The following is a 24,552-nucleotide window of genomic DNA, read 5'->3' on the forward strand; positions in this document are numbered from 1 at the left end:
GGCAAGCCTTACCTAACCTGGAAAGTGACACGGGTCGATGAGAACCCCGCGCCTTCGTGTGCCCGCCCTCGTGGCCGCCCTGCTGATCGGCCTCACCGCCTGCGGTGGCCAGACCTCCGACAAGGACGACAAGGACGGCGGAGTCGGCAAGGACGGCACGAGTGCCGGCGCCGACCGCTCCAGCCAGTTCCCCGTGACGATCGAGCACGCCCTGGGGAGCACCGAGATCCCCGCCGAGCCCCAGCGGGTGGCCACCGTGAACTGGGCCAACGACGAAGTGCCGCTGGCCCTCGGCGTCGTCCCGGTCGGCATGGCGAAGGCCACCTTCGGGGACGACGACGGCGACGGAGTGCTCCCCTGGACCGAGAAGCGTCTGAAAGAACTCGACGCGAAGACCCCGGTCTTGTTCGACGAGACCGACGGCATCGACTTCGAGGCCGTCGCCGACACCAGGCCCGATGTCATCCTCGCCTCCTACTCCGGACTCAGCGAGCAGGACTACGAGACCCTCAGCCGGATCGCCCCCGTCGTGGCCTACCCCGAGGCCGCCTGGGCGACCCCGTGGCGCGACATCATCCGCCTGAACAGCAAGGCCATCGGACTGGCCGACGAAGGCGACCGGCTGATCGGCGACCTGGAGGGGCGGATCGACCGGACCGTCGCCAAGTACCCGCAGCTCAAGGGCAAGTCGGCGATGTTCATGACCCATGTGTCGTCAAAGGACGTCAGCCAGGTCGGCTTCTACACCACCCACGACACCCGTACCCAGTTCTTCACCGACCTGGGCATGAAGATCCCCGCCAGTGTCTCCGAGCCCTCCGCGACGACGAAGAAGTTCGTCCTCACCAAGAGCGCCGAGCGCATCGACGACTTCAACGACGTCGACATCATCACCGGCTACGGCGACGACAAGGGCGAACTGCTGGGGGCCCTCAAGGACGACCCGCTCACCTCGAAGCTCGCCGCCGTCGAGCGGGACTCCCTCTACCTGCTGCCCGGCAGCACCCCCCTGGCCACCGCCGCGAACCCGACCCCGCTGTCCATCCCGTTCGTGCTGGAGGACTACATCAAGGCGCTCGCCGAGGCCGCGGACAAGGCCGCGTGACCGTCACCGACCTCCCCCGCGCACCGGACCCGGTCCTCGTCCGGCGTCCGGTGCGCGTCCGCCTGCTCTGGCTCCTCGTCCTCGTCGCGGTCCTCGTCGCCGCCATGACGGCCTCCCTCGCCCTCGGCTCCCGGGACGTCACCTGGACCGACGTGGGGGCGGCGCTCGGCGGCGCGGAGCGCACCCTGGAGGAGGCCGCGGTCGCCAAACGCGTACCGCGCACCCTCCTCGCCGTCGTCGTGGGCGCCGCCCTGGGACTGGCCGGCGCGGTGATGCAGGGGGTGACCCGCAACCCGCTGGCCGACCCCGGCATCCTCGGCGTCAACATGGGCGCCTCACTCGCCGTCGTCACCGCCATCGCCCACTTCGGCCTCGGGTCGGTCTCCGGCTACATCTGGGTGGCCCTGCTGGGCGCGGGCCTGACCGCGGGCTTCGTGTACGCCGTCGGCTCGCTGGGACGCGGCGGGGCCACCCCGCTGAAGCTGGCCCTCGCCGGAGCCGCCATCTCCGCCGCGCTCGCCTCACTGGTCAGCGCCGTCGTCCTGCCCCGCAACGACATCTCCGACACCTTCCGCCTCTGGCAGATCGGCGGCGTCGGGGGCGCCTCCTACCCCCAGCTCGGCACCGTCGTGCCCTTCCTCGCCGCCGGGTTCCTGATCTGCCTGGCCTCCGCCCGCGCCCTCAACTCGCTCGCCCTGGGCGACGACCTGGCCGCCGGGCTCGGCGAGCGGGTGGCCCTGGTGCGGGCCGGTGCGGCACTCGGCGCGGTCGTGCTCTGCGGCGCCTCCACCGCCGTCGCCGGACCGATCGCCTTCGTCGGACTCCTCGTCCCGCACGCCTGCCGGCTCCTGGTGGGCGTCGACCACCGCTGGCTGCTGCCCTTCTCCGCGCTCAGCGGCGCGATCCTCCTGACGGTCGCGGATGTGGTGGGGCGGGTCGTGGCCCGGCCGTCCGAGATCGCCGTCGGCATCGTGACCGCCCTGATCGGGGCCCCCTTCTTCATCCACATCGTCCGCCGGCAGAAGGTCAGGTCCCTGTGAGCGCCCCCGCAGTCACCGGCCCCTCCACCCTGCGGACGGTCACCCGAGCACGGCTGCGCGGCGCGTACCGGCGGCGGCTGATCGTCCTCACCCTCGCCCTTCTCGTCGTCGCCGCGTTCGCGGTGACCCTGATGGCCGGGAACACCTTCTACCCGGCGCGTGACGTGCTGCGCGTCATCCTGGGCGAGCAGGTCCCGGGCGCCTCGTTCACCGTCGGCACCCTGCGGCTGCCGCGCGCGGTGCTCGCCCTGACCGCCGGACTCAGCTTCGGCATCGCCGGTGTCACCTTCCAGACGATGCTCCGCAACCCGCTCGCCAGCCCCGACATCATCGGCATCAGCGCCGGAGCGAGCACGGCGGCGGCCCTCGCCATCGTGAGCTTCTCCCTCAGCGAGACCGCGGTCTCCGCCGTCGCCATCGCCGCCGCGCTCGGCGTGGCCCTGCTCGTCTACACCCTCGCCTTCCGCGACGGGGTCGCCGGCACCCGGCTCATCCTGATCGGCATCGGCGTCGCCGCCCTGCTCGACAGCGTCACCTCGTACGTCCTGTCGCAGGCCGGCGCTTGGGACCTCCAGGAGGCCATGCGCTGGCTCACGGGCAGCCTCAACGGCACCACCTGGCAGGAGACCGTACCCACCGTCCTCGCCGTGCTGGTGCTCGTCCCGGTGCTCCTGTCCCGGGCCCGCGAGCTGAGCGCGCTGAGCCTCGGCGACGACACCGCGTCCGCGCTCGGCGTCCGGGTCGAACGCACCCGCGTCACGGTGATCGTCGCGGCCGTCGGACTGATCGCCTTCGCGACCGCCGCCGCCGGACCGATCGCGTTCGTCGCCTTCCTGTCCGGGCCGATCGCCGCGCGCCTCGTCGGAACGGGCGGCTCCCTGCTGGTCCCCGCCGGCCTGGTCGGGGCCCTGCTCGTCCTGGTCGCCGACTTCACCGGCCAGTACGCCTTCGACGTCCGCTACCCCGTGGGCGTCGTCACCGGCGTCCTCGGCGCGCCCTACCTCGTCCATCTGATCGTCCGCACCCACCGGGCCGGAGGCTCCCTGTGACCGTCGTCCGCATCAACAGGGCCGGAGGCTCCCTGTGACCGTCGTCCGCATCAATGGGGCCGGAGGTGCGAAGTGACCGCGTCCCACACCCTCGTCACCGAGAACCTCACCCTCGGCTACGGCGACCGGGCCGTCATCGAGGGCCTGGACCTGACCCTCGCCGCCGGGCGGATCACCGTCATCGTCGGTGCCAACGCCTGCGGCAAGTCCACCCTGTTGCGCTCCATGTCCCGGCTGCTCGCCCCGCGCACCGGGCGGGTCGTCCTGGACGGCAGGGAGGTCCACCGCACTCCGGCCAAGGAACTCGCCCGCACCCTGGGGCTGCTGCCGCAGGCACCGGTCAGCCCCGAGGGCATCACCGTCCTGGACCTGGTCGGCCGGGGCCGCCACCCCCACCAGCGCGCCTTCGCCCGCTGGACGGCGAAGGACGACGCCGCGGTCGCCGGGGCGCTGGAGGCCACCCGCACCACCGACCTGGTGGACCGGGCGGTCGACGAACTCTCCGGCGGCCAGCGCCAGCGGGTGTGGATCGCGATGGCACTGGCCCAGCAGACCGATCTGCTGCTGCTCGACGAACCCACCACGTTCCTCGACATCAGCCACCAGATCGAGGTCCTCGACCTGCTCACCGACCTCAACCGCACCCGGGGCACCACCATCGTCATGGTCCTGCACGACCTCAACCTGGCCGCCCGCTACGCGGACCGCCTCATCGCCCTGGCCGCCGGACGACTGCACGCCGCCGGAACGCCCGAAGAGGTGATGACGGAGAATACGGTGCGCGCCCTGTACGGCATGGAGAGCCGCGTCATCGAGGACCCGCTGTCCGGCAAGCCGCTCGTGCTGCCGATCGGCCGCCACCACTCGACGGCCGAGGGCGTCGGAACCAACTGCTAGATGCGGAGTCACCTCATGCCCACCACCCGCCGGCCCTCAGGCAGCAGACGGCCGGGAGCCGCCGCGTCATGAAGACGAAGCTCGCCGCGCTCCTGCCCGACCTGGCCCCCTGGCACTCCTCACGGGACTTCCGTCTGCTGTGGGTGCAGGGCCTGATCACCTATCTCGGCAGCGTGATGGCGCTGATCGCGCTGCCGCTCCAGATCAAGGAGCTGACCGGCTCACCCCTCGCCGTGGGCGCGATGGGCGCCGTGGAACTGGTGCCCCTGGTCGTCTTCGGCCTGTACGGCGGAGCCCTCGCCGACGCGGTGGACCGCCGCAAGGTCATCGTGCTGACCGAGGCCGGACTGGGCGTGCTGGCCGTCATCCTGCTGGTCAACGCGATGCTGCCGCAGCCCATGCTGTGGCCGCTGTACCTGGTGGCGGCGGCGGTGGCGGCCCTCGCCGGGCTCCAACGCCCCGCCCTGGACTCACTGCTGGCCCGGATCGTCCCCCACGACCAGCTTGCCGCGGCAGCCGCCCTGAACGCCCTGCGCTGGCAGATCGGCGCCATCGCCGGGCCCGCGCTCGCGGGCCTCGTGGTGGCCTACGCGGGCAACGTCCCCGCCTACGCCACCACGGTCGTCGGCTTCGCCGTGTCGGTCCTGCTGTGCCGCCGTCTCTCGCCCGTGCCGCCCATCGAACACGCGGCCAAGCCGTCCTGGCGCGGCATCGTGGAAGGAGCCCGGTACGCCTGGTCCAAGCCGGTGCTGCTGGGCACGTACGCGATCGATCTGGCGGCGATGTTCTTCGCCTTCCCGAACACCATCTTCCCGTTCCTCGCCGACGAACTCGACGCTGACTGGGCGCTGGGGCTGATGTACGCGGCCGGGGCGGTCGGATCGCTGGTGGTCAGCCTGACCAGCGGCTGGGTGTCCCGCACCCAACGGCACGGCCTGCTGGTGGTGTTCGGCGCCACCGCGTGGGGTCTGGCCATCGCGGCGGCCGGCTGGATGTCGCAGATCTGGCTGGTGCTGCTGTGCCTCGCCCTCGCGGGAGCGGGGGACATGCTGAGCGGTCTGGGCCGCTCCACCATCTGGAACCAGACCATTCCCGACCGGCTGCGCGGCCGACTCGCCGGTATCGAAGTCCTCTCCTACAGCGTCGGCCCCCAACTCGGCCAGGTCCGTGCCGGAGTGACGGCCGGCTGGACCGGCGCCCGCCCGGCCTTCTGGACCGGCGGCCTCGCCTGCGTCGCCACGGTCGGCCTGCTCACCCTCGCCCTGCCCAGACTCCTCAGCTACGACGCCCGAACCGACCCCGACGCCGAGGCCCACCGCCGAGCCCAGCAGGACGAGCCGCCCCCCACACCCACCCGGGAAACGGTTCCGCAGGAGGACCACTGACTCAAGCGGTCCGCGTCCGCCGCCGGCCCGCGCTCGTCGTCCTCACAACGGCTCGGCGGCGAGCGCGGCGCCAGGGTGCCCGGGGCCGAGGAACACCACGATCCCTTTGCCGTCGGGGGAGGGGTGGGTGACCTGGGCCCAGCCCTCACGGCGGTAGAACGCCACCGCGCGTGGCGCCCCGGCGGAGGTCAGCAGCCAGGACCGGCCGCCCGGCGCGCCGGCGACGACGGTCCGCAGCAGGGATGACGCGACCCCGGTCCCGTGGGCCGCGTGGCTGACGACGAGTGTGTCGATCTCCCGGGCCCCCATCAGCCAGTCCGCGGTGTCCCGGGCCCCCAGCGCCGCGACGACCTGCGGGTAACTGCGGTCGCCGGGGAAGGGGTCGAGGGTGGTCCAGCCGGTGGCGAAACCGACCGGTTCCCCTTCCCGCACGGCGACGGCCGCGGCGAACCCGGGACGGCGTACGTCCGTCAGGAGACGGTCGGTGAACTCCGTCGCCCTGCTCTCGTCCTCGTTCCAGGGCGGCGCGCAGAAGGCGTCCACATAGAGCGAGCGCAGGGCGGCGGTGTGGGAGAGCAGGGCGTCGCCGGAGAGGGCCTGGACGTCGGTCATCAGGCCGCCACCGCCTCGGCCCGCACCAACAGGTCACCCACGGCGGCGATCATCGCCCCGTTGTCCGTGCACAGCCGCGGCGGCGGCACCCTCAACTCGATCCCGGCGCCCCGGCAGCGCTCCTCGGCCAGCGACTCGACACCGAGCACGATCGGAGAAGCCATCAGCGACCTTTCTGCACAGGATATGTTGTTGCACATAGTGTGCAACAAGGACGGGGCGGGTGCACATCCCTAGCGGCGACATGAACGCCCCAGTCCGCTGCGGCGCGACGCGACCGAAGACCTAGGACCAACGCCTCATCGGCGCCACACCCCTCTTGCTGTTAGCGTGCAACTGCACATCAGTGGCAATTACTCGGAGGACGTTGAACATGGCGGTATACACGCTCCCGGAGCTTCCCTACGACTACTCCGCGCTGGCCCCCGTGATCAGCCCCGAGATCATCGAGCTGCACCACGACAAGCACCACGCGGCCTATGTGAAGGGCGCCAACGACACCCTGGAGCAGCTCGCGGAGGCGCGGGACAAGGAGACGTGGGGCTCGATCAACGGCCTGGAGAAGAACCTGGCCTTCCATCTCTCGGGTCACATCCTGCACTCCATCTACTGGCACAACATGACCGGTGAGGGCGGCGGCGAGCCCCTGGAGCAGGACGGGGTCGGTGAGCTGGCGGGCGCGATCGCCGAGTCCTTCGGCTCGTTCGCGCACTTCAAGGCCCAGCTCGGCAAGGCCGCCGCCACCACCCAGGGCTCCGGCTGGGGCGTCCTGGCCTACGAGCAGCTCAGCGGCCGGCTCATCGTGGAACAGGTCTACGACCACCAGGGCAACGTCGGCCAGGGCTCCACCCCCATCCTGGTCTTCGACGCCTGGGAGCACGCCTTCTACCTCCAGTACAAGAACCAGAAGGTCGACTTCATCGACGCGATGTGGGCCGTCGTCAACTGGCAGGACGTCGCCCGCCGCTACGACGCCGCCAAGTCCCGCGCCGACGTCCTGCTGCTGGCTCCCTGAGCCACCCAGAACGCCCTGCCTCGTGATCGTCTTCTCCACCATCACCGGGCGGGCGGAGTGAGGAGAGCCCCCGCGAGGACGTGACTCGCGGGGGCTCTTTGTCGCGGTGGTCAGCCGGTGGCGGGGACGTTGAGCGACAGCAGCGCCGCCCGTCCCTCGGGGCCGACGCGCAGTTCGGTGAGGGCCGTGTTGCGCAGCTTCGGGAAGACCCGGCGGTACTCGCCCAGCGGGATCGACAGCAGCGCGCACAGGGTCAGCCTGAGCAGGGTGTTGTGGGCCACCACCAGGACCCGCCCGCCGGGATGGGCCCCGGCGATCCGGCGGAGGGTGGCGGCGCCCCGGTCCGCGGCGGAGGCGGGGTTCTCGGAGCGGGGGAAGGGGTGGGCCACCGGATCCCGGACGAAGGCCCGCGCGGCGGCCGGGTCCCGCTCGGCGTACTCCGCGAGGGTACGGCCCTCCTGGACGCCGAAGTCGCATTCCGCCAGGGCCGGTTCGCGGTGCGGGGTGAGGGCGAGGGCGGCGCAGGCCGGGGCCGCGGTGTCGATGGCCCGGGAGAGCGGTGAGGTCCAGATCGCGTCCACGGGGTGGGCCGCCGCCCACCGGCCCAGGGTCCGTGCCTGGGCCCGGCCGCGGTCGGTGAGCGGGATGTCGCTGCTGCCCGCGTAGCGGTTCTCGGCGTGCCAGATCGTCTCGCCGTGCCGGGCCAGGAGGAGCGTCGCGGTCATGGTCCGGCAGTATGACGCAGCGCTTGCCGATGGTCCTAAAGGGTGTCCTGCTCCATTCGGGCGCGCGCGTGGGTGGCGAGGGGGGTCGGGAGCCAGCCCCGGGTCTCCAGGGCGGTGATCAGACGGGTGTAGGGCTCGGCGAAGCGGGCGGTGCGGGCCGGGGTGGGGGTGAGGGTGGTGGCGACGCGGACCATCGTGCGGGTGATGTCGGACAGGGAGGCCGCGCCCTGTGTGGCGTAGGCCGCCAGGGCCGCCATGCCCAGGGCCGGTTCGGGGTGGGCGGGCAGGTGGACCGGGCGGGCCAGGACGTCGGTGCGCAGCCGGTTCCAGTAGGCGCTGCGGGTGGCGCCGCCGGTGAAGGTGAGGGGGCCGCGGACGGGGGCGCCCAGCTGGTCGACGTGGTCCAGGCAGAGGCGTTCGGTGAAGGCGACGCCCTGGAGGAGCGCGGCCCACAGGTCGGCGTCGCCGCCGGGTTCGCCGAGGACCAGGGCCGTGGCGTCGGGGGCCAGGAACGGGAAGCGCTCCCCCGGTGAGACCAGGGGGTAGGCGACCGCGCCGGACGGTTCGAAGGCCGCCGCGCGGGTGTCCATCGCCGCCGGGTCCGCGCCCGGGAACGCCGCCGTCAGCACCCCGGCGCCCACGCTGGAGGCCCCGCCGGGCAGCCAGGCCCCGTCCGGGGCGCGGTGGTTGTAGATCACGCCGGTGGAGTCGCGGAGGGGGGTCGCGGAGACGCCCTTGAGGACGAGGGTCGTGCCGAGGACGGAGTTCCAGGCGCCCTCGTCCAGCGCGCCCGAGGCGATCTGGGCCGCGCAGCCGTCGGTCGTCCCGGCGACGACCGGGGTGCCGGCGGGGATGCCGGTGGCCTCGGCGGCGGCCGGGCAGACCGCTCCGAGGCGGGTGCCGGGGCGTACGACGTCGGGCAGCGCCCCGTCCGGGAGGCCGAGGATGTCGGGCCAGGTGTCGCGCTGGACGTCGTACGCCGACTTCAGGGCGTTGCTGGAGTCTGTCGGTACGGGGCGGCCCACCAGGTGCGCGGTGATCACGTCCGACTGGTGGGTGAGCCGGCCCGGCCCGTACGTCTCGGTCAGCCAGCGGGCCTTCGGCAGCGCCCAGGTGTCCTGCACCGCGAGTCCGGCGGTACGGGCCCGGGCGCCGTGGGCGGCGGCGCGTCCGTCGTCGTACATCAGGGCCGGGGAGGTCGGGCGGCCCCGCCGGTCGGTGAGGAGGACCGTGCCGGAGGTGGCGCAGACGGCGACGCCGGTGACGGGTGCGGCGCCCTCGGTCGCCCGGCGGGCCGCCGCACAGACCGCCCGCCACCAGTGGGCCGGGTCCTGCTCGTGCCGGTTCCCGTCGCGGCGGCCGGTGAGCGGGGCGGCGCCCTCGCCGAGCACCGTGCCGTCGAGGGCGACCAGCAGGGCCCGCACACCCTGGGTCCCGACATCGATCCCCAGCCACGTCACCATCGGTGCGCCTCCTCACCCGGCCGTCGGTCGCCCGCTCTGTATCGGATGCCCGCTCGCGCGGGGGATTGACGGGTCTCCTCTCTCGTTCCACCCTCTGCTGACAAGTCGACGCGATGTGTGAAGAGACCCGTTCCGTGGGACCGGACAGGACATCAGCACGCCGAGACGGAGGCGTACCGCCATGAACGAGACGCTGCGTATCGTTGCCGCCGGGGACCATTTCGTCCTCCCCTCCCTGATCCGTACGGCCCTGACGCGCGAGCTGGGCGAACGGCCGTTCGATCTCCGTGAGCTGACGCTCGGTTGGCCGCTGGAGCCCTTCGGGGAGGTCGCCGAGGTGCGGGAGGCGAGCGCCGCCGAGGACGAGGTGATCGAGGCGCTCGGGGACGGGCGGGAGGTGCTGGTCACCCAGATGGCACCGGTCACCGAGCGGGTGCTGGCCGCCGCGCCCGGTCTGCGGCTGGTGGTGGTCTGCCGGGGCGGCCCGGTCAATGTGAACGCGGAGGCGGCCGGGTCGCGTGGCGTACGGGTGTGTTACGCGCCCGGCCGCAACGCCGCCGCCACCGCCGAATTCACGGTCGGGCTGCTGCTGGCCGCGCTGCGCCGGCTCCCGCAGGCCCATGACCTGCTGGCCCGGCAGGGAAGCTGGGCGGCGGGGGCGACGTACTACACCTATGAGCGCGGCGGGCTGGAACTGGAGGATCTGCCGGTCGGGCTGATCGGCCACGGGGCCGTCGGCAGCCGGGTGGCCCGGGTGCTGTGCGCCTTCGGCGCGCGGGTGATGGTCCACGACCCCTACGCCCGGGGCGAGATCCACGGGCTGCGCGTGCACTCCCTGGACGAGTTGCTCGCCCGCTCCCGGGTGATCTCCCTGCACGCCCGGCTCACCGAGGAGACCCGGGGGCTCGTCGGGGCACGGGAGTTGGCGCTGCTGCCGCGCGGCGCGGTGGTGGTGAACGCCGCGCGGGGGGCGCTGCTCGACGAGGAGGCGCTGTGCGACGCCCTGGAGAGCGGGCAGGTGTCGGCGGCGGCGCTGGACACCTACGCGCACGAGCCGCTGCCGCCCGCCTCGCGGCTGCGCGCGCAGGCCGAACGGGTCGTCCTCACCCCGCATCTGGGCGGTGCGAGCCGGGCGGTGGCCGAGAAGGCGGCGGCGATCGCGGCGGCGGAGGTCGGCCGCTGGGCCCGGGGGGAGCCACCGGCCCACAGCCTCGGATGAGCGGGCGTCGGTGCGCGAGGCCCGGTGTCAGATGTCCGATGCCGGATGCGTCTTGAGTGAAGGAGGCCGGCGTGTACGTCGGGATCGATGTCGGGACGTCCGTCGTCAAGGCCGCGGCCTTCGCTCCGGACGGACAGGAACGGGCCGTCGAGGCACGGCCGGTGGGGCTTTCGCTGCGCGACGGGCGGGCCGAGCAGGACATGGACGAGGTGTACGGGGCGGTCGTCGCCGTCCTCGCCGCGCTCACCGCCCGCTTCCCCGGCGAGCCGGTCGCACTGGCCGGGCTGACCGGGCAGGGCGACGGGGTGTGGCTGGTGGACGGGGCGGGGCGGCCGGTACGGGCGGCCGTGTCCTGGATGGACGGGCGGGCTCACCGGCTGCTCGACGGCTGGCTCGCGGACGGCACCTTCGAGGCGGTGTTCCGGCGGACCGGCAGCGCGATGTTCCCGGGCTGCCCGGGGCCGCTGCTGGCCTGGCTCGACCGGTACGAGCCCGCGTCGCTCGATGCCGCGCGCGCCGCCGTGTACTGCAAGGACATGGTCTTCCAGCGGCTCACGGGGGCGGCCCGCGCGGTGACGGACGTGTCGGACGCGTCGATGCCGTTCCTGGACCCGGGGACCCGGACGTACGACGACGGGGTGCTCGAACTGCTCGGGCTCGGGCACCGGCGGGGGCTGCTGGCGCCGGTGAGCGATCCCGTCGGCACGGGCGCGGCGCGCGGCGAGGGGCTGCCGGCCGGGACCCGGCTGGCGAACGGGCCGTACGACCTGCCCGCGAGCGCGCTCGGGGCCGGGGTGACCGCGCCCGGGGACGGGCTGCTGATCGTCGGGACCTGTCTGGCCGCGCTGGTGGCGACGGAGGAACTGGACCTGGGCGGGGAGCCGGCCGGGCTGTACGTCTCCACGGACCGGGCCGGACACCGGCTGCGGGCCATGCCCGCGATGGTCGGGACGGCCGCGCTGGACTGGATGCTGTCGACCACCGGCGTCGCGCACGAGGAGGTCGACGGCCTGTTGGCGGGAACCCCTCCGGGGGCGCACGGGGTGCGGGTGCTGCCGTACTTCGCGCCCTCCGGGGAACGCGCGCCGTTCGTGGCGCCGGGGCTGCGGGCCGAGCTGAGCGGAGTCGGTCTGGAGTCGACCCGGGGTGATCTCGTCCGGGCCACCTGCGAGGGCATCGGCTACGCCGCCCGGCACTGCCTGGAGGCGGCGGGGCTGGACGGCACCCTCGCCGTGTGCGGCGGCGGCACCCGCAGCCCCGCCTGGACACAGCTGCTCGCGGAGGTGCTGGGCTGGCCCCTGCGGGTGGTCGGGGGCGAGGTGGGGGCACGGGGCGCGGTGCTGGCGGCGGCCGGGCGCTTCGGGGTCCCGCTGGACACGACGGCATGGACCGCACCGACGCGGGTGGTGGAACCGGCCCCGGAACGGGTGGCGTACTACGCACGGGGTTACGAGGACCATCTGACCCGGCTGGAGTGGGCACGGGCCAGATGCTGAGTGTTCGTGGTGTTTCTGTGGCCTGGGGGCCTGGGGGCCTGGGGGGCTGGGGGCCTGGGGGCCTGGGGCCTGGGGCCTGGGGCCTGGGGCCTGGGGCCTGGGGCCTGGGGCCTGGAGATCCGAGGCCCGGAGATCCGATAGCCGGGAGGCCCGCAGACCCGCGAGACCCGGAAGCCCGGAAGCCCAGAAGTTCGGAAGCCCGGAGGCCGGGAGGCCCGGGGGCCGGGGCCCGGAGGTCGGGGGCCGGAGGCCGGGGGCCCGGGGGCCCGGAGGCCGGGGCCCGGGGGCCGGAGGCCCGGAGATCCGAACCCCGAAGATCCGGGAGCCCGGAGACCCGAGGGCCCGGAGACCCGGAAGCCCAGGGCCCGCAGACCCGCAGCCCCGGGGGCCGGAAGCCCAGGGCCCGCAGACCCGGGGGCCCAGAAGCCCGGGCCCCGTTACAGGTTGCTGAAGTCCGGGCCCTTGGTGCGGGTGCGCTTCAGTTCGTAGAAGCCGGGGACCGAGGCCACCGCGAGGGTGCCGTCCCAGAGGCGGGCGGCGTGCTCGCCCTGCGGGGCGGGGGTGACGACGGGGCCGAAGAAGGCGACCTCCGTGCCGTCGGGGCCGGGGACGGCGATCACCGGGGTGCCGACCTCCTGGCCGACCTTGTCGATGCCCTCCTTGTGGGAGGCGCGCAACTCGGTGTCGTAGGTGTCCTTGTCGCTGTGGTCGATCAGATCGGCCGGCAGCCCGGCGTCGGCGAGGGCGGCGGCGATGCTGTCGCGGTTCACACCGAGGCGCTGGTTGTGGAAGCGGGTGCCGAGCGCGGTGTAGAGACGGCCGACGGCCTCGTCGCCGTAGAGCTGCTGGGCCGCGGTGACCACCCGGACCGGGGCCCAGGTGCTGCCGCCGGGGCGCATGTTCCTCGCGTATTCCTCGGGCAGCTCGTCCAGCCGGTCCTCGTTGAGCACCGCCAGGCTCATCACATGCCAGTGGATCTCGATGTCACGGACTTTCTCCACCTCCAGCACCCAGCGGGAGGTCATCCAGGCCCAGGGGCACACCGGGTCGAACCAGAAGTCGACGGGTGTCTTGGGGGCGGGGGACGCGGTCTCGGACATGGCTCTCCCTGTGAAGTCGGTCAACACTGGCGGCAACAGTGGTCCTGTCCACCCCATTCCCCGGGTACCCGCCGTCAGGGGCACATGGCAGGATCGGTCCTGTTCAGCCTGGACCTGATGCTAGGGAGTGCCGCCCGTGCCCGGTGAGAATCTGTCCCGCGACGAGGCCCGGGAGCGGGCCGCCCTGCTCTCGGTCGACGGGTACGAGGTCTCCCTCGACCTGCGGTCGGCCGTCGGCGAGGCCGACGGGGACCCGGGGGGCGCGGGAGGGGGCCCGCGGACGTTCCGGTCCGTGACCACGATCCGGTTCCGCTGCGCCGAGCCGGGCGCCGCCGGCTTCGCGGACCTGATCGCGCCGGAGGTCACCGCGGTCTCCCTCAACGGACGGGACCTGGACCCGGCCGAGGTCTTCGACGGGGCGCGGATCGCGCTGGAGGACCTGGCGGCGGACAACGAGCTGATCGTGGACGCGCGGTGCGCCTACTCCCGTACCGGTGAGGGGCTGCACCGGTTCGTGGACCCCGAGGACGGCGAGGTGTACCTGTACACCCAGTACGAGCCGGCCGACGCGCGCCGGGTCTTCGCCAACTTCGAGCAGCCGGACCTCAAGGCGCCGTTCCGCTTCGAGGTGCGGGCGCCGGAGGGCTGGACGGTGTGGAGCAACGGCGCCGGGACCCTCACGGACGGGGTGTGGCGGTTCGCGGAGACGAAGCCGATCTCGACGTACATCACCTGTGTCGTCGCCGGGCCGTACCACTACGTCACGGATTCCTACGAGCGGGTCTTCGAGGATGGGACGAAGCTGGAGATCCCGCTGGGCGCGATGTGCCGCAAGGGGCTGGCGCCGTACTTCGACGCGGACGACATCTTCCTGATCACCAAGCAGGGACTGGACTTCTTCCACGACCACTTCGACTACCCGTACCCCTTCGGGAAGTACGACCAGGCGTTCGTGCCGGAGTACAACCTGGGGGCGATGGAGAACCCGGGGATGGTGACCTTCCGGGAGGAGTACATCTTCCGGGGGAAGGTGACGCGGGCGTCCTACGAGGGCCGGGCCAATGTCGTCCTGCACGAGATGGCGCACATGTGGTTCGGCGACCTGGTCACCATGGAGTGGTGGGACGACCTGTGGCTGAAGGAGTCCTTCGCGGACTTCATGGGCGCGTTCTCGCTGGTCGGCGCGACCCGGTTCACGGACGGCTGGATCACCTTCGCCAACCGCCGCAAGGCGTGGGCCTACCGGGCCGACCAGTTGCCCTCCACCCACCCGGTGACGGCCGACATCCGCGACCTCCAGGACGCCAAGCTCAACTTCGACGGCATCACGTACGCCAAGGGCGCCTCCGTGCTCAAGCAACTGGTGGCGTACGTCGGTCAGGACGCGTTCCTGGAGGGCGCGCGGCGCTACTTCAAGCGGAACGCGTACGGCAACACGCGCCTCGGTGATCTGCTGTCGGTGCTGGAGGAGACCAGCGGGCGGGACATGGGCGCGTGGGCCGCCGCCTGGCTCCAGACGGCCGGCGTCAACGCGCTGACCCCGCAGACGCTGCTGGCGGCGGACGGGCGGATCGCGGAGCTTGCGGTGGTGCAGGAGGCGCCGGAGGCGCATCCGCGGCTGCGTCCGCACCGGGTGGCGATCGGTCTGTACCGGCGTACGGAGGGCGGCGCGCTGGAGCGGTACGCGCGCGCCGAGGTGGACGTGGACGGGCCGCGCACGGTCGTCGGGGAACTGGCGGGCGAGCAGGCGCCGGCGCTGGTCCTGGTCAACGACGACGATCTGACGTACTGCAAGATCCGCTTCGACGAGACCTCGCTGGCGACCCTGCGGGAGGGCCTCGGCCTGCTGTCCGACCCGCTGGCGCGGGCGCTGTGCTGGACGGCGCTGTGGAACATGACGCGGGACGCGCTGCTGCCGGCCCGGGAGTTCATCGAGCTGGTGCTGGAGTTCGGCGGCCGGGAGTCCGACATCGGGGTGCTCCAGATGCTGCACGCGTGGGCGCAGTCGGCGGCGGTGCACTACACGGCCCCCGGGCGGCGCGAGGAGACCGGCCGGATCCTCGCGCGGGGCGCGTCGACGCGGTTGCAGGCCGCCGAGGCGGGCAGCGAGCACCAGTTGGCGTGGGCGCGGTTCTTCGCACGGGTGGCCGCGGACGGGGCCGACCTCGAACTGCTGGGCGGGCTGCTCGACGGCACGGTGTCCCTGCCGGGTCTGGAGGTCGACCAGGAGCTGCGCTGGGCGTTCCTTGAGTCCCTCGCGGTGCACGGGGTCGTGGGCGAGAAGGAACTGGCCGCCGAACTGGCCCGGGACGACACGGCGTCCGGGAAGCGGCATCAGGTGCGGTGTCTGGCGGCCCGGCCGTCGGCGGCGGTGAAGGCCCAGGCGTGGGCGCGGCTCGTGGAGTCCGACGCGCTGTCCAACGCGCTGGTGGAGGCCACGATCGCGGGCTTCGGGCAGCCGTCCCAGCGGGAGTTGCTGGCGCCGTACGCCGAGCGGTACTTCGCCGTGATCGAGCGGGTGTGGGAGGAGCGGTCCATCCAGATCGGCATGGACGTGGTCGAGGGGCTGTTCCCGTCCCTGGTCGACACCCCGGAGACGCTCGCGGCGACCGACGCCTGGCTGACCGCCCACGAGGACGCCGCGCCGGCCCTGCGCCGCCTGGTCCTGGAGTCCCGCGACGACCTGGCACGGACCCTGCGGGGACAGGAGTGCGACGGGGCGGCCAGGTAACAGGGGCGGCCGGGTGGCGAGTCAAGGTTTTCGGTATCCGAACATGCGTACTTTAGCGCTGGGTTGTCCTGATTTGTCGACGGGTTGGTAACAGGGGTTAAGGGAGGGGCGGCGGGTGGGAAGTGGCCCGGCATGAACCACGACGCCCCCCTCCCCCAGGTCTCCCCCCTCACCCCGCGCCCGCTGGGCCGGCCGGCCGATGTGCGGCGGCGGGTGATGACGGCGGCCCAGTTGCGGGCACACGGGGTCTCCGCCGCCGAGGCCGATGAGCGATGCCGGGGCGGTGGCGCCTGGCGGCAGGTGCTGCCCGGCGTCTATCTGCTGCACCCGGGTCCGCCGACCAGCGAGGAGCGGCTGCACGCGGTGCTGATGTACGCCTCCCCGCGCCAGGTCCCGCCCGGGGTCCCGACACAGCCGGACGGCGGGCACGAGCCGCCGGGCGCCCCCGCGTACCCCGACGCGATGATCACCGGGCCGGCCGCGCTGAATCTGCACGGCTTCTCCGGGGCGCCGCCGCTGCTCTCCCTCGACCCCATCGACGTCCTCGTGCCCCGCAACCGGCGGCTGCGCTCCACCGGCTGGGCGCGGATCGTACGGGCCGCCGCGCCGCCCGCGCCCCAGCAGCGCACCGGACTCCCGGTCGCGCCGGTGCCGCGTGCGCTGGCCGACGCGGTGGCCCGGCTGTCGGACGCGGGCGCGGTGCGTCTGCTGCTGACCGAGGCGGTGCGCGACGGACACTGCGAACCGGGCGCGGTGGTACGGGAGTTGAATCTGGCCAGACTGCTGAACCGGGCGCATGTCGTGGACGCCGTGGATTCGCTGCTGGCGGAGGGGCGGGCGGTCGCCGAGGAGCGGCTGTACCGGATGGTCCGCGAGCACGGGCTGCCCGACCCGCTGTGGAACGTGGACCTGCGGCTGCCCGGCGGCCCGCACCTCGGTGGCCTCGACGCCTACTGGCCCGAGCAGTCCGTCGCCGTGGAACTCGACACCCGCGCCCCGCGCCACGGCGACCCGCACGACGAGGACGCCCTCTGGTCGGAGTACGCCCGTAAGCGCGAACACCTGGAGCGGCTCGGCATCACCGTCGTCCACCTCACCCCGCGCAAACTGCGGGACGCGGTGGAGCAGCAGGCGGCGGTGGTGCGGACCGCGCTGATGACGGCGGGCGAGCGGGACCCGGCGGCGTACGTCGTCGTCCTTCCCCGCTGACGCCCCCGCACCGCCTCGCACCGCACCGCCCCGCACCGCCGCGCACCGCACCGCACGGCATCCGGCGGGCCTCCGGATGCCGTGCGGCGGTCAGGGCCGTGGACCGGCGACCGTCACTTAGCCGCAGTACTCCGCCTCGATCACCGCCTGGCTGTCGCCCGACCAGTCGCCGTTGAAGTTGAAGGCCAGACTGTGCTTGCCGTCGGCGGTGGTGACGGACTCGGTGCTGGAGCCGTGGATGCCGCCGCCGTGGCCCCACACGGTGATCCCGCAGGACAGCTTCTGCTCGATCAGCCCGAGGCCGTAGGTGGCGTTGGGGACGCCGGGGGCGGGGACGGTGTTCTTCATCTTCTTGAGCTGCTCGGGCGGCAGCAGCTTGCCGCGCAGCAGGGCGCTCATGAAGCGGTTGAGGTCGGAGGAGTCGGAGACCATCTCGCCCGCGGCGCCGGCGGCGGACGGGTTGAAGACGGTGACGTCGTACGACGGTCCGTCGGCGGTCAGCGCCAGCTTGGAGTAGGCGCGGCTGTGCCGCTCGCCGAGGGTCGGGCGGCCGGCGGGCACGAAGGTGTCGTCCAGGTCGAGGGGGTCGATGATGCGGTCCCGGACGGCCTCGCCGTAGGGGCGGCCGGTGACCTTCTCGATGACCAGTCCGGCCAGGATGTAGTTGGTGTTGGAGTAGTTCCAGGACGTGCCGGGCGCGAAGTCGGGTGCGTGCTCCATCGCCCTCGCCACCAGTTCCTGGGGGGCGTAGGTGCGGAAGCGGTTCTTGAAGAAGCCCTCCTTGAGGAAGAACTCCTGGGCGAAGGCGTCGTCCGCGGTGTAGCTGAAGACTCCGCTGGTGTGGTTGAGGAGCTGGCGCACGGTGATCTTCCGGCCGTCGTGGCCGTTGCCGGTGACCAGGCCCGGCAGCCATGAGTCCACCGTGTCGTCCAGCGACAGCTCGCCCTCGGCCTCCAGTTGGAGGATCACCGTGGACACGAAGGTCTTGGTGATGCTGCCGACGCGGTAGGTGTCGTCCGCCGAGCGCGGGGCGCCCGTCTTGAGATGGCCGACACCCTCGGTGGCCCGCCAGGTGCCGCGGCTGTCGCGTACGGTGGCCGTCACGCCGGGCACTCCGTCCTGGACGGCGGCGCGCATCGCGTCCCGGGTCGCCGTGTGCTGGCCGCCGGACGGTGCCGCGAACGCGGGTACGGCGACAGCCAGCGACAGCGCGGTCGCGGTCGCCGCCACCAGGGTCGCCCGTGCACGTACGGTCATGTCGTTCCCCCTTCTCGCCCGCTCGTCGACACGGCGGGCCACGGTTCGGTCGAGGGCCAAGACCGGGGGTTTTCCCGGAAGGTTGCTCGGTGTGGGCCGGTTGAGTGGGTTTCGGCCTTCTCCGCGCCGCCCCCCTCAGCCCTTCCGCACCAGCAGTTCCGTGTTGCGGTCCCGGGCGGTGCCCCCCAGGTCGGTGCGGGCGCCGGGGGCGTTGAAGGAGAGTTCGCGGTACAGGGCGGCCAGACCGGTCTGGGAGAGGTCGGTGTAGTCGGTGCGACGGGGGGCCGCGGACTCGACCAGGGTGGTGAAGACGGAGAGGGTGCCGTCGCGGTTGTCGGTCAGCTCGATGATCCGCGCGTGGTGCGGGAAGTCCACATGCGAGGCGGTGGAAATCTCCCAGAACGCGGAGCCGCCGCGGCCCCGGTGGGCGGTGACGGCGTTGCGGTGGATATGGCCGTTGACCCAGGCGACGACATTGCGGTGACGGCCCAGCAGGGCGACGACCTCGGCGCCGTTGTGGCGGCGTTCGCCCGGGCGGGCCGGGTCGGGGCGCGGGTTGTCCATGGAGGTGCTGGTGTGATGGCTGAAGATCACCGCCGGGGAGTCGGCGTTCTCGCGCAGGGTGCGGTCGAGCCAGTCCAGCTGGGCGGTGCCGAGGGAGCCCTCGTAGTGGCCGCCGGGGTCGGTGGTGTCGAGGCTGATGCCGAGGACGTCGTCGGTGATGCGGAAGGAGTAGTACTGGGTGCGCGCCGCGACGTTGTCCCGGGAGTAGCCGTGGCCGACCGGGCCGCTGCCGGTGCGGGCCGGGTCGAGGTGGGCGGTGAGGTACTCGGTGGCGGTGAAGGGCGCGCGGCGCTCGTCGGGGGTGACCGGGCGCAGGTCGCGGGCGTGGGCCTTGAGCAGGTCGCGGAAGTGGCTGCCGACGGGGTCCTTGGCCTTCCTGATGGTTTTCCGGAGCCGCTCGGCCTCGTCCGCGGGCAGGGACATCAGTTTGCGGCCGCCGGTGGCGAAGTCGGCGAGGTAGGGGTCGCCGTGGCCGTAGCAGCCGAGCGGGAGGGAGTCGTGGTTGCCGACGGTGGAGTACCAGGGCAGGTCGAGGCCGGGGCTGCGGACCTCGCGCAGGGCGGCGGCGAGGAAGCCCTCCAGCCGGGGGAAGCCGCGCTGCTTGTCGGCGTCGCGCAGGGGTGAGTCGGGGTGCCAGTACTGGCGTAGGCCGCTGTTCATGACGCCCTCGTAGCGGCGCGGGTCGCCGGAGTTCGGGGTGATCCGGCCGCCGCTCAGGACGGTGAGGAACCAGTCCAGTTCGGTGCCGCAGTTGTTGTCGGTGTTGTCGCCGGTGGTCATGGCGCAGTGCAGCGGGGCGCCGGTGGCGGGCCCCGCGCGCAGCGCGTTGATCCGCTCCACCAGGGAGATCGCGCCGTGCACGGTCAGCGCCTCCTGCGGACGCCAGGCGTGCACGTCGGCCGAGCGGACGAACTCCAGGCGCAGCGGGTGCTGGACGTCGAGGAGGTGCAGATCGGTGAGCTGCACGAAGGCCGCGAGCACCGTACGGCGCTCGGCGCGGCCCGGCTTCGGGGCGGCGAGGTCGGCACGGACCACCCGCCGCCACCCCGGCCGGGCCCCGAGCCGCCGGTACCCGGAGCGGTCACCGGGGAGCGGCCCGGCGACGGAGGAGAGGGTGGTGCCGCGGGTGTAGGGGGCGAGCGGGGCCGTACGGGAGGGCGGCGCCTCACGCACGGCGGCGACCCTGCTCTCGGCGGGGCGCGGGGCACATCCGACCCCCGCGGACAGAGCGAGCCCCCCGGCAACGGCAAGCACCCCCCGCCGATCGACCCCACCCCGAGCCACGCCCCGGGCAACGGACTCGGCGGAACGGCACCCGGAACCGGCGACGGGGACGGGGACGGGGACGGGGACGGCGGGGGATCCGGCGGTGGAGGACCCGGCAACCGGGCCGGCGTCGGTGGCAGGGCCCTCGGTGGGGCGGGAGGTGGGAGTGGTGGACGGATCGGCGGCGGAGTGGGCGGCAGAGTGTGTGCGCGGCATGGCGCGATCTCCCCGGGGCGGACGCGTCGGAGGTGGGGGCGGGCCGCCCGCGCTCGCGGACGTCCGCCTCCTCCGGATGCTCGGCACCGGGAATGGCGTGTGCGTGAACGAGGCGACAACGCGCGACGCCCATCGCCGTACGACGCCCGGACCCCACCGTCCCGTCCCCGGCCGCTCGTCGGCCGTCCGGGTGACGGTCACCCGGAGTTCGCCCGAGGGGCCGGCCGGGCGGAACGGCCCGGGGCGTGGTACCGGTACGCGCAGGGGGTCGATGCCGAGGAGGGCGGTGGTCCCGACATGGTGGCCGGTCACCTCGCGGCGGGCGGAGGGCGGCGCGGGCCGCCGTGTTCCGTGCCGCCGCCCGGAAACAGCCGCCCGGACGGGCCGCCCGGCGGTCGCGGACCCGGACGGCCGCCGGGGCGGACCGGCGCGGACACCCGCGGCGCGGGCCTGATCGGGTCACCGTCCCGGCCCGGTCGCACGGGTGGGGCCGTGACCCGATCAGGCCCACCCCGCCGGGACACTCCAGGACGCCATCAGGACGCCTTCAGGACACCTCCGGAACGCCTCAGGGCCGCCTCCGGAACGCCTCGGGGCCGCCTCCGGAACGCCTCCGGAACACCTCTGGAACGCCTCTGGGGTGCCCCGGTGGCACCCCGGGGGGGCAAGCCTCACCAACCCGGACGTACGGCCGCGAAACCCATCGCGGGTTTTCCCCATTCCACCAATTCGTTTCGGTCAACTCTCCCCAAACAACCGCCTCTTGCGTAAGGCTGAGCGGTCGTCCGGGACCGCTTTCCGGACCCCTTCGGCCAGGGTCGATCGGCCCTGGTCGCAGAGCAACGCTCCCGTTCCTTCACCTACAAGGGATGCCGATGACCCTGACCCCCGAGAGCGAATCGATACCGGGCGCGAGACGCGTGGCCCGGATCGCCGTGGCGGCCGGCCTGGTGGCCGCGCTCGCCGCAGCCGGGCCGATACCCGTGGCCCTCGCCGCCGACGCCCCGCCCGCCACCGCGGACCCGGTCGTGAAGTCCGCCGACGACAAGCTCGGCTCCAACGACGCCGAACTGCTCGCCGAGGCCAAGGCGGACGGCGACAAGACCGTCACCCTGATGGTGGCCACCGCGCCCGGCGCCACCGAGCAGGTCGAGGACCAGCTCGCCGGTGTCGACGGCGCCCTGGTCGGCAAGACCTACGACCGGCTCGGCTACGTCCGCGCCACGCTCCCCACCGGCAAGGCGGACGCCGCGATCGCCGCCGCCGCGAAGCTCTCCTCCGTGCAGGCCATCGACCTGCGTGAGGAGATACCGCTGGAGGACCCGCGCCCCGACGCGGGCGCCACCGCCAAGGGCGGCTCGGCCACCGGTTCCTACCCGGCGCCGAACCGGCGGACCCCGGCGGAGAACCCGTACAACCCGTCCTTCGAGACCGGTGCCGTCGACTTCGTCGAGGACCGTCCGAAGGCGGACGGCCGCGGGGTCACCATCGGCATCCTCGACTCGGGCGTGGACGTCGGCCACCCCGCGCTCCAGAAGACCACCACCGGCGAGCGCAAGATCGTCGACTGGGTGACCGCGACCGACCCGGTCGTGGACGGCGACGGCACCTGGCGGCGGATGACCGCCTCCGTCAGCGGCCCCGGCTTCACGGTCACCTCGCCGACCGGCACCCGGGAGACCTTCACGGCGCCCACGGGCTCGTACAAGTTCAACTACTTCGCCGAGTCCGCCACCACCGGCGGCGACATGGCCGGCGACCTCAACCGCGACGGCGACCGCACCGACGTCTGGGGCGTGCTGTACGACGCCGCCGCCGGCACCGTCCGGGTGGACCTGGACGACGATCTCGACTTCGGCGACGAGACCGCCCTGAAGCCGTACAAGGACGGCTTCCAGATCGGCTGGTTCGGCACCGACGACCCGGCGACCGAGATCGCCGAGCGGATCCCGTTCGTCATCGAGACCCGCAAGGACGTCGTCTACAACCCGGGCACCGGCGCCAAGGCCGACTACGTCAGCATCGGTGTCATCGAGGGCGCCCACGGCACCCACGTGGCCGGGATCACCGCCGCCAACAGCCTCTTCGGCGGCCGGATGAACGGGGCCGCGCCCGGCGCCAAGCTGGTCTCCTCGCGCGCCTGCACCTGGAGCGGCGGCTGCACCAACATGGCGCTCACCGAGGGCATGATCGACCTCGTGGTCAACCGCGGTGTCGACATCGTCAACATGTCGATCGGCGGACTGCCCTCCCTCAACGACGGCAACAACGTGCGCGCCGCGCTCTACACCCGGCTGATCGACGAGTACGGCGTCCAGCTCGTGATCTCCGCGGGCAACGACGGCCCCGGCACCAACACCATCAGCGACCCGGCCGTCGCCGACAAGGTGATCTCGGTCGGCGCCACCGCCTCCCGCGAGACCTGGGCCGCCAACTACGGCTCCCAGGTGGAGAAGCGGTACGCGATGATGCCGTTCTCCTCGCGCGGCCCGCGTGAGGACGGCGGGTTCACGCCGACCCTCTCCGCGCCCGGCGCCGCCATCAACACCACCCAGACCTGGTCGCCCGGCGGCCCGGTCGCCGAGGCCGGCTACAGCCTGCCGCCCGGCTACTCCATGCTCCAGGGCACCTCGATGGCCTCCCCGCAGGCCACCGGCGCCGCCGCGCTGCTGCTGAGCGCCGCCCGGCAGCAGCGCATCGAGCTGACACCCGCGACGCTGCGCACCGCGCTGACCTCCACCGCCGACCACATCAAGGGTGTGCAGGCGTACGAGGAGGGCGCGGGCCTCATCAACATCGAGGACGCCTGGGACGCGATCCGGGACGGGGCCACCGCGCACGACTACACGGTCAAGGCGCCGGTGGACACCGCGATCGACCAGTTCCTGGCCACCCCGGGCTTCGGCACCGGCCTCTACGACCGCGAGGGCGGGCTCAAGGCCGGGCAGAGGAAGACGTACGACATCACGGTGACCCGTACGTCCGGCGCGGACCGGCCGCTGCGGCACGAACTGCACTTCGAGAACAACGCGGAGGGCGCCTTCCGGATCGTCGGCTCCGACGAGGTGCGGCTGCCGCTCAACCAGCCGGTGACCGTCAAGGTCCAGGCGTCGCCGAAGTCGGCCGGGGTCAAGAGCGCGATCCTGGAGGTCGACGACCCGCGCACCGAGGGCATCGACCGCCAGGTGCTGAGCACGGTCGTGGTCGCCAAGCCCGCGCAGTACACCTTCTCGGCGTCCGGTTCGGTCCAGCGCAACAGCTCGACGTCCTACTTCGTCACCGTGCCCGAGGGCGCCAAGACGCTGGAGGTCGCGATCGGCGGGCTGAAGGACAAGAGCCAGACCCGGTTCATCACCCTGCACCCGTACGGCGTCCCGCTGGACGAGAACTCCACGCCGTTCTGCTACAACAACTACCTCGACGGCAACGGCTGCCGCCCCGACGCGCGCTCGTACGCCGACCCGCAGCCGGGCGTGTGGGAGATCGAGGTCGAGTCGCGGCGTACGTCGCCGCTGCTCGACAACCCGTACACGCTGGAGGTCACCGTCCTCGGCGCGGACTTCGCCCCGGAGACCGTGACCCTGCCGGAGATCAAGGTCGGCACCCCGTCGCCGGTCTCCTGGGAGGTCACCAACACCCGGGCCCCGATCGACGGCAGGCTGGAGGGCGGCCCGCTGGGCTCCTCGCTCGCCGAGCGCGGCGAGATCGCCCACGGCACGGTGGACGACAGCCGTACGGTGACCGTGCCCGAGGGCGCCACCCGGCTCGACGTCTCGATCGGCAATGTCTCCGACGCCGCCGCCGACCTGGACCTCTATGTCTACGGTCCGAACGGGAACGTCGTCGCCCAGGCGGCCGACGGCGACTCCGAGGAGGCGGTGTCCATCGCCGACCCGGCGGCCGGCACCTACCGGGTGGAGATCGACGGCTACTCGGTGCCCTCCGGCACCACCGCCCTCGACTACCTGGATGTCTTCTTCTCCTCCGCGCTGGGCAGTGTCAGCGTCGACGGGTCCGCGCCGGTCAAGCTGGGCACGGGTGAGAAGGCGCAGGTCGCGGCCAGTGTCACCGCCAACGCCCCGGCGCCCGAGGGACGCGCGTTCTTCGGCGAGGTCAAGCTGGTCAACACCCGCGGCACGACCGCGGGCGTGGGCAGCGTGGCGATCGGCAAGGTGACGCCGTAGTCACGGGTGACCGGTGACC

The 24,552-nt window shown here is 73.0% G+C and carries 17 protein-coding genes and 1 pseudogene; 11 read left to right on the plus strand and 7 right to left on the minus strand.

Annotated elements, in window-relative coordinates; genetic code table 11:
- Window positions 1-37: 37 nt before the first annotated feature.
- From ACIQNG_RS05305 to ACIQNG_RS05325, 5 genes are all read left to right on the plus strand, one after another.
- Window positions 38-1,105, plus strand: a complete 1,068-nt coding sequence (locus tag ACIQNG_RS05305) for an iron-siderophore ABC transporter substrate-binding protein (RefSeq protein WP_401482688.1) — start codon at window positions 38-40, stop codon at window positions 1,103-1,105.
- Window positions 1,102-2,145, plus strand: coding sequence for a FecCD family ABC transporter permease (locus ACIQNG_RS05310; protein ID WP_401482689.1), 1,044 nt, complete (start codon window positions 1,102-1,104; stop codon window positions 2,143-2,145). Before ACIQNG_RS05305 ends, ACIQNG_RS05310 begins: the two co-directional genes overlap by 4 nt.
- Window positions 2,142-3,194: a FecCD family ABC transporter permease gene (locus ACIQNG_RS05315; RefSeq protein ID WP_401482690.1), complete on the plus strand. Its 1,053-nt coding sequence runs from the start codon at window positions 2,142-2,144 to the stop codon at window positions 3,192-3,194. Before ACIQNG_RS05310 ends, ACIQNG_RS05315 begins: the two co-directional genes overlap by 4 nt.
- Before the next feature lie 72 nt (window positions 3,195-3,266).
- Window positions 3,267-4,091: an ABC transporter ATP-binding protein gene (locus ACIQNG_RS05320; RefSeq protein ID WP_401482691.1), complete on the plus strand. Its 825-nt coding sequence runs from the start codon at window positions 3,267-3,269 to the stop codon at window positions 4,089-4,091.
- Between the two features lie 68 nt (window positions 4,092-4,159).
- Window positions 4,160-5,476, plus strand: a complete 1,317-nt coding sequence (locus ACIQNG_RS05325; protein ID WP_401482692.1) for an MFS transporter — start codon at window positions 4,160-4,162, stop codon at window positions 5,474-5,476.
- A gap of 42 nt (window positions 5,477-5,518) precedes the next feature.
- On the opposite strand, the gene ACIQNG_RS05330 is transcribed toward ACIQNG_RS05325, so the two are convergent.
- Window positions 5,519-6,088, minus strand: a complete 570-nt coding sequence (locus ACIQNG_RS05330; protein WP_401482693.1) for a GNAT family N-acetyltransferase — start codon at window positions 6,086-6,088, stop codon at window positions 5,519-5,521.
- Window positions 6,089-6,090: 2 nt separating this feature from the next.
- Window positions 6,091-6,228 (minus strand): annotated as a pseudogene (locus ACIQNG_RS05335) (tRNA (adenosine(37)-N6)-threonylcarbamoyltransferase complex transferase subunit TsaD); the annotation flags it as partial.
- A gap of 233 nt (window positions 6,229-6,461) precedes the next feature.
- On the opposite strand from ACIQNG_RS05335, the gene ACIQNG_RS05340 reads away from it, so the two are divergent.
- On the plus strand, window positions 6,462-7,103 hold the full coding sequence (locus ACIQNG_RS05340; protein WP_401482694.1) for a superoxide dismutase: 642 nt from the start codon (window positions 6,462-6,464) through the stop codon (window positions 7,101-7,103).
- A 110-nt stretch (window positions 7,104-7,213) separates the two neighbouring features.
- Here the strand turns inward: ACIQNG_RS05340 and ACIQNG_RS05345 are convergent, their stop codons facing one another.
- Both ACIQNG_RS05345 and ACIQNG_RS05350 read right to left on the minus strand, forming a co-directional pair.
- Window positions 7,214-7,828, minus strand: coding sequence for a histidine phosphatase family protein (locus ACIQNG_RS05345; RefSeq protein ID WP_401482695.1), 615 nt, complete (start codon window positions 7,826-7,828; stop codon window positions 7,214-7,216).
- Between the two features lie 35 nt (window positions 7,829-7,863).
- Window positions 7,864-9,291 (minus strand): FGGY-family carbohydrate kinase, encoded by a 1,428-nt coding sequence (locus tag ACIQNG_RS05350; RefSeq protein WP_401482696.1) that lies wholly within the window; start codon window positions 9,289-9,291, stop codon window positions 7,864-7,866.
- A 181-nt stretch (window positions 9,292-9,472) separates the two neighbouring features.
- Between ACIQNG_RS05350 and ACIQNG_RS05355 the strand changes: the two genes are divergently transcribed.
- Complete coding sequence (locus ACIQNG_RS05355) at window positions 9,473-10,510, plus strand: NAD(P)-dependent oxidoreductase (protein ID WP_401430575.1); 1,038 nt, start codon at window positions 9,473-9,475, stop codon at window positions 10,508-10,510.
- A gap of 71 nt (window positions 10,511-10,581) precedes the next feature.
- The gene (locus ACIQNG_RS05360; protein ID WP_401482697.1) at window positions 10,582-12,006 is read left to right on the plus strand and encodes an FGGY family carbohydrate kinase; all 1,425 of its coding nucleotides are present in this window, start codon (window positions 10,582-10,584) and stop codon (window positions 12,004-12,006) included.
- 437 nt (window positions 12,007-12,443) lie between these two features.
- Here the strand turns inward: ACIQNG_RS05360 and ACIQNG_RS05365 are convergent, their stop codons facing one another.
- A complete protein-coding gene (locus ACIQNG_RS05365; RefSeq protein ID WP_401482698.1) occupies window positions 12,444-13,106 on the minus strand; it encodes a DsbA family protein in 663 nt (220 codons plus the stop codon).
- 136 nt (window positions 13,107-13,242) lie between these two features.
- Here ACIQNG_RS05365 and pepN point away from each other — a divergent pair, with 136 nt between their 5' ends.
- Together pepN and ACIQNG_RS05375 are read left to right on the plus strand one after the other, a co-directional pair.
- A complete protein-coding gene (gene pepN, locus ACIQNG_RS05370; RefSeq protein WP_401482699.1) occupies window positions 13,243-15,837 on the plus strand; it encodes an aminopeptidase N in 2,595 nt (864 codons plus the stop codon).
- 132 nt (window positions 15,838-15,969) lie between these two features.
- Window positions 15,970-17,046: a hypothetical protein gene (locus ACIQNG_RS05375; RefSeq protein WP_401430583.1), complete on the plus strand. Its 1,077-nt coding sequence runs from the start codon at window positions 15,970-15,972 to the stop codon at window positions 17,044-17,046.
- A gap of 117 nt (window positions 17,047-17,163) precedes the next feature.
- On the opposite strand, the gene ACIQNG_RS05380 is transcribed toward ACIQNG_RS05375, so the two are convergent.
- Window positions 17,164-18,303 (minus strand): serine hydrolase domain-containing protein, encoded by a 1,140-nt coding sequence (locus ACIQNG_RS05380; RefSeq protein WP_401482700.1) that lies wholly within the window; start codon window positions 18,301-18,303, stop codon window positions 17,164-17,166.
- A gap of 135 nt (window positions 18,304-18,438) precedes the next feature.
- Window positions 18,439-20,151 (minus strand): TIGR03767 family metallophosphoesterase, encoded by a 1,713-nt coding sequence (locus ACIQNG_RS05385; RefSeq protein WP_401483037.1) that lies wholly within the window; start codon window positions 20,149-20,151, stop codon window positions 18,439-18,441.
- 1,073 nt (window positions 20,152-21,224) lie between these two features.
- Between ACIQNG_RS05385 and ACIQNG_RS05390 the strand changes: the two genes are divergently transcribed.
- Window positions 21,225-24,533 (plus strand): S8 family serine peptidase, encoded by a 3,309-nt coding sequence (locus ACIQNG_RS05390; RefSeq protein ID WP_401430587.1) that lies wholly within the window; start codon window positions 21,225-21,227, stop codon window positions 24,531-24,533.
- Window positions 24,534-24,552: the final 19 nt, after the last annotated feature.

Origin of the sequence: Streptomyces sp. NPDC091377 (assembly GCF_044757045.1) — a bacterium.
Taxonomy (GTDB): domain Bacteria; phylum Actinomycetota; class Actinomycetes; order Streptomycetales; family Streptomycetaceae; genus Streptomyces.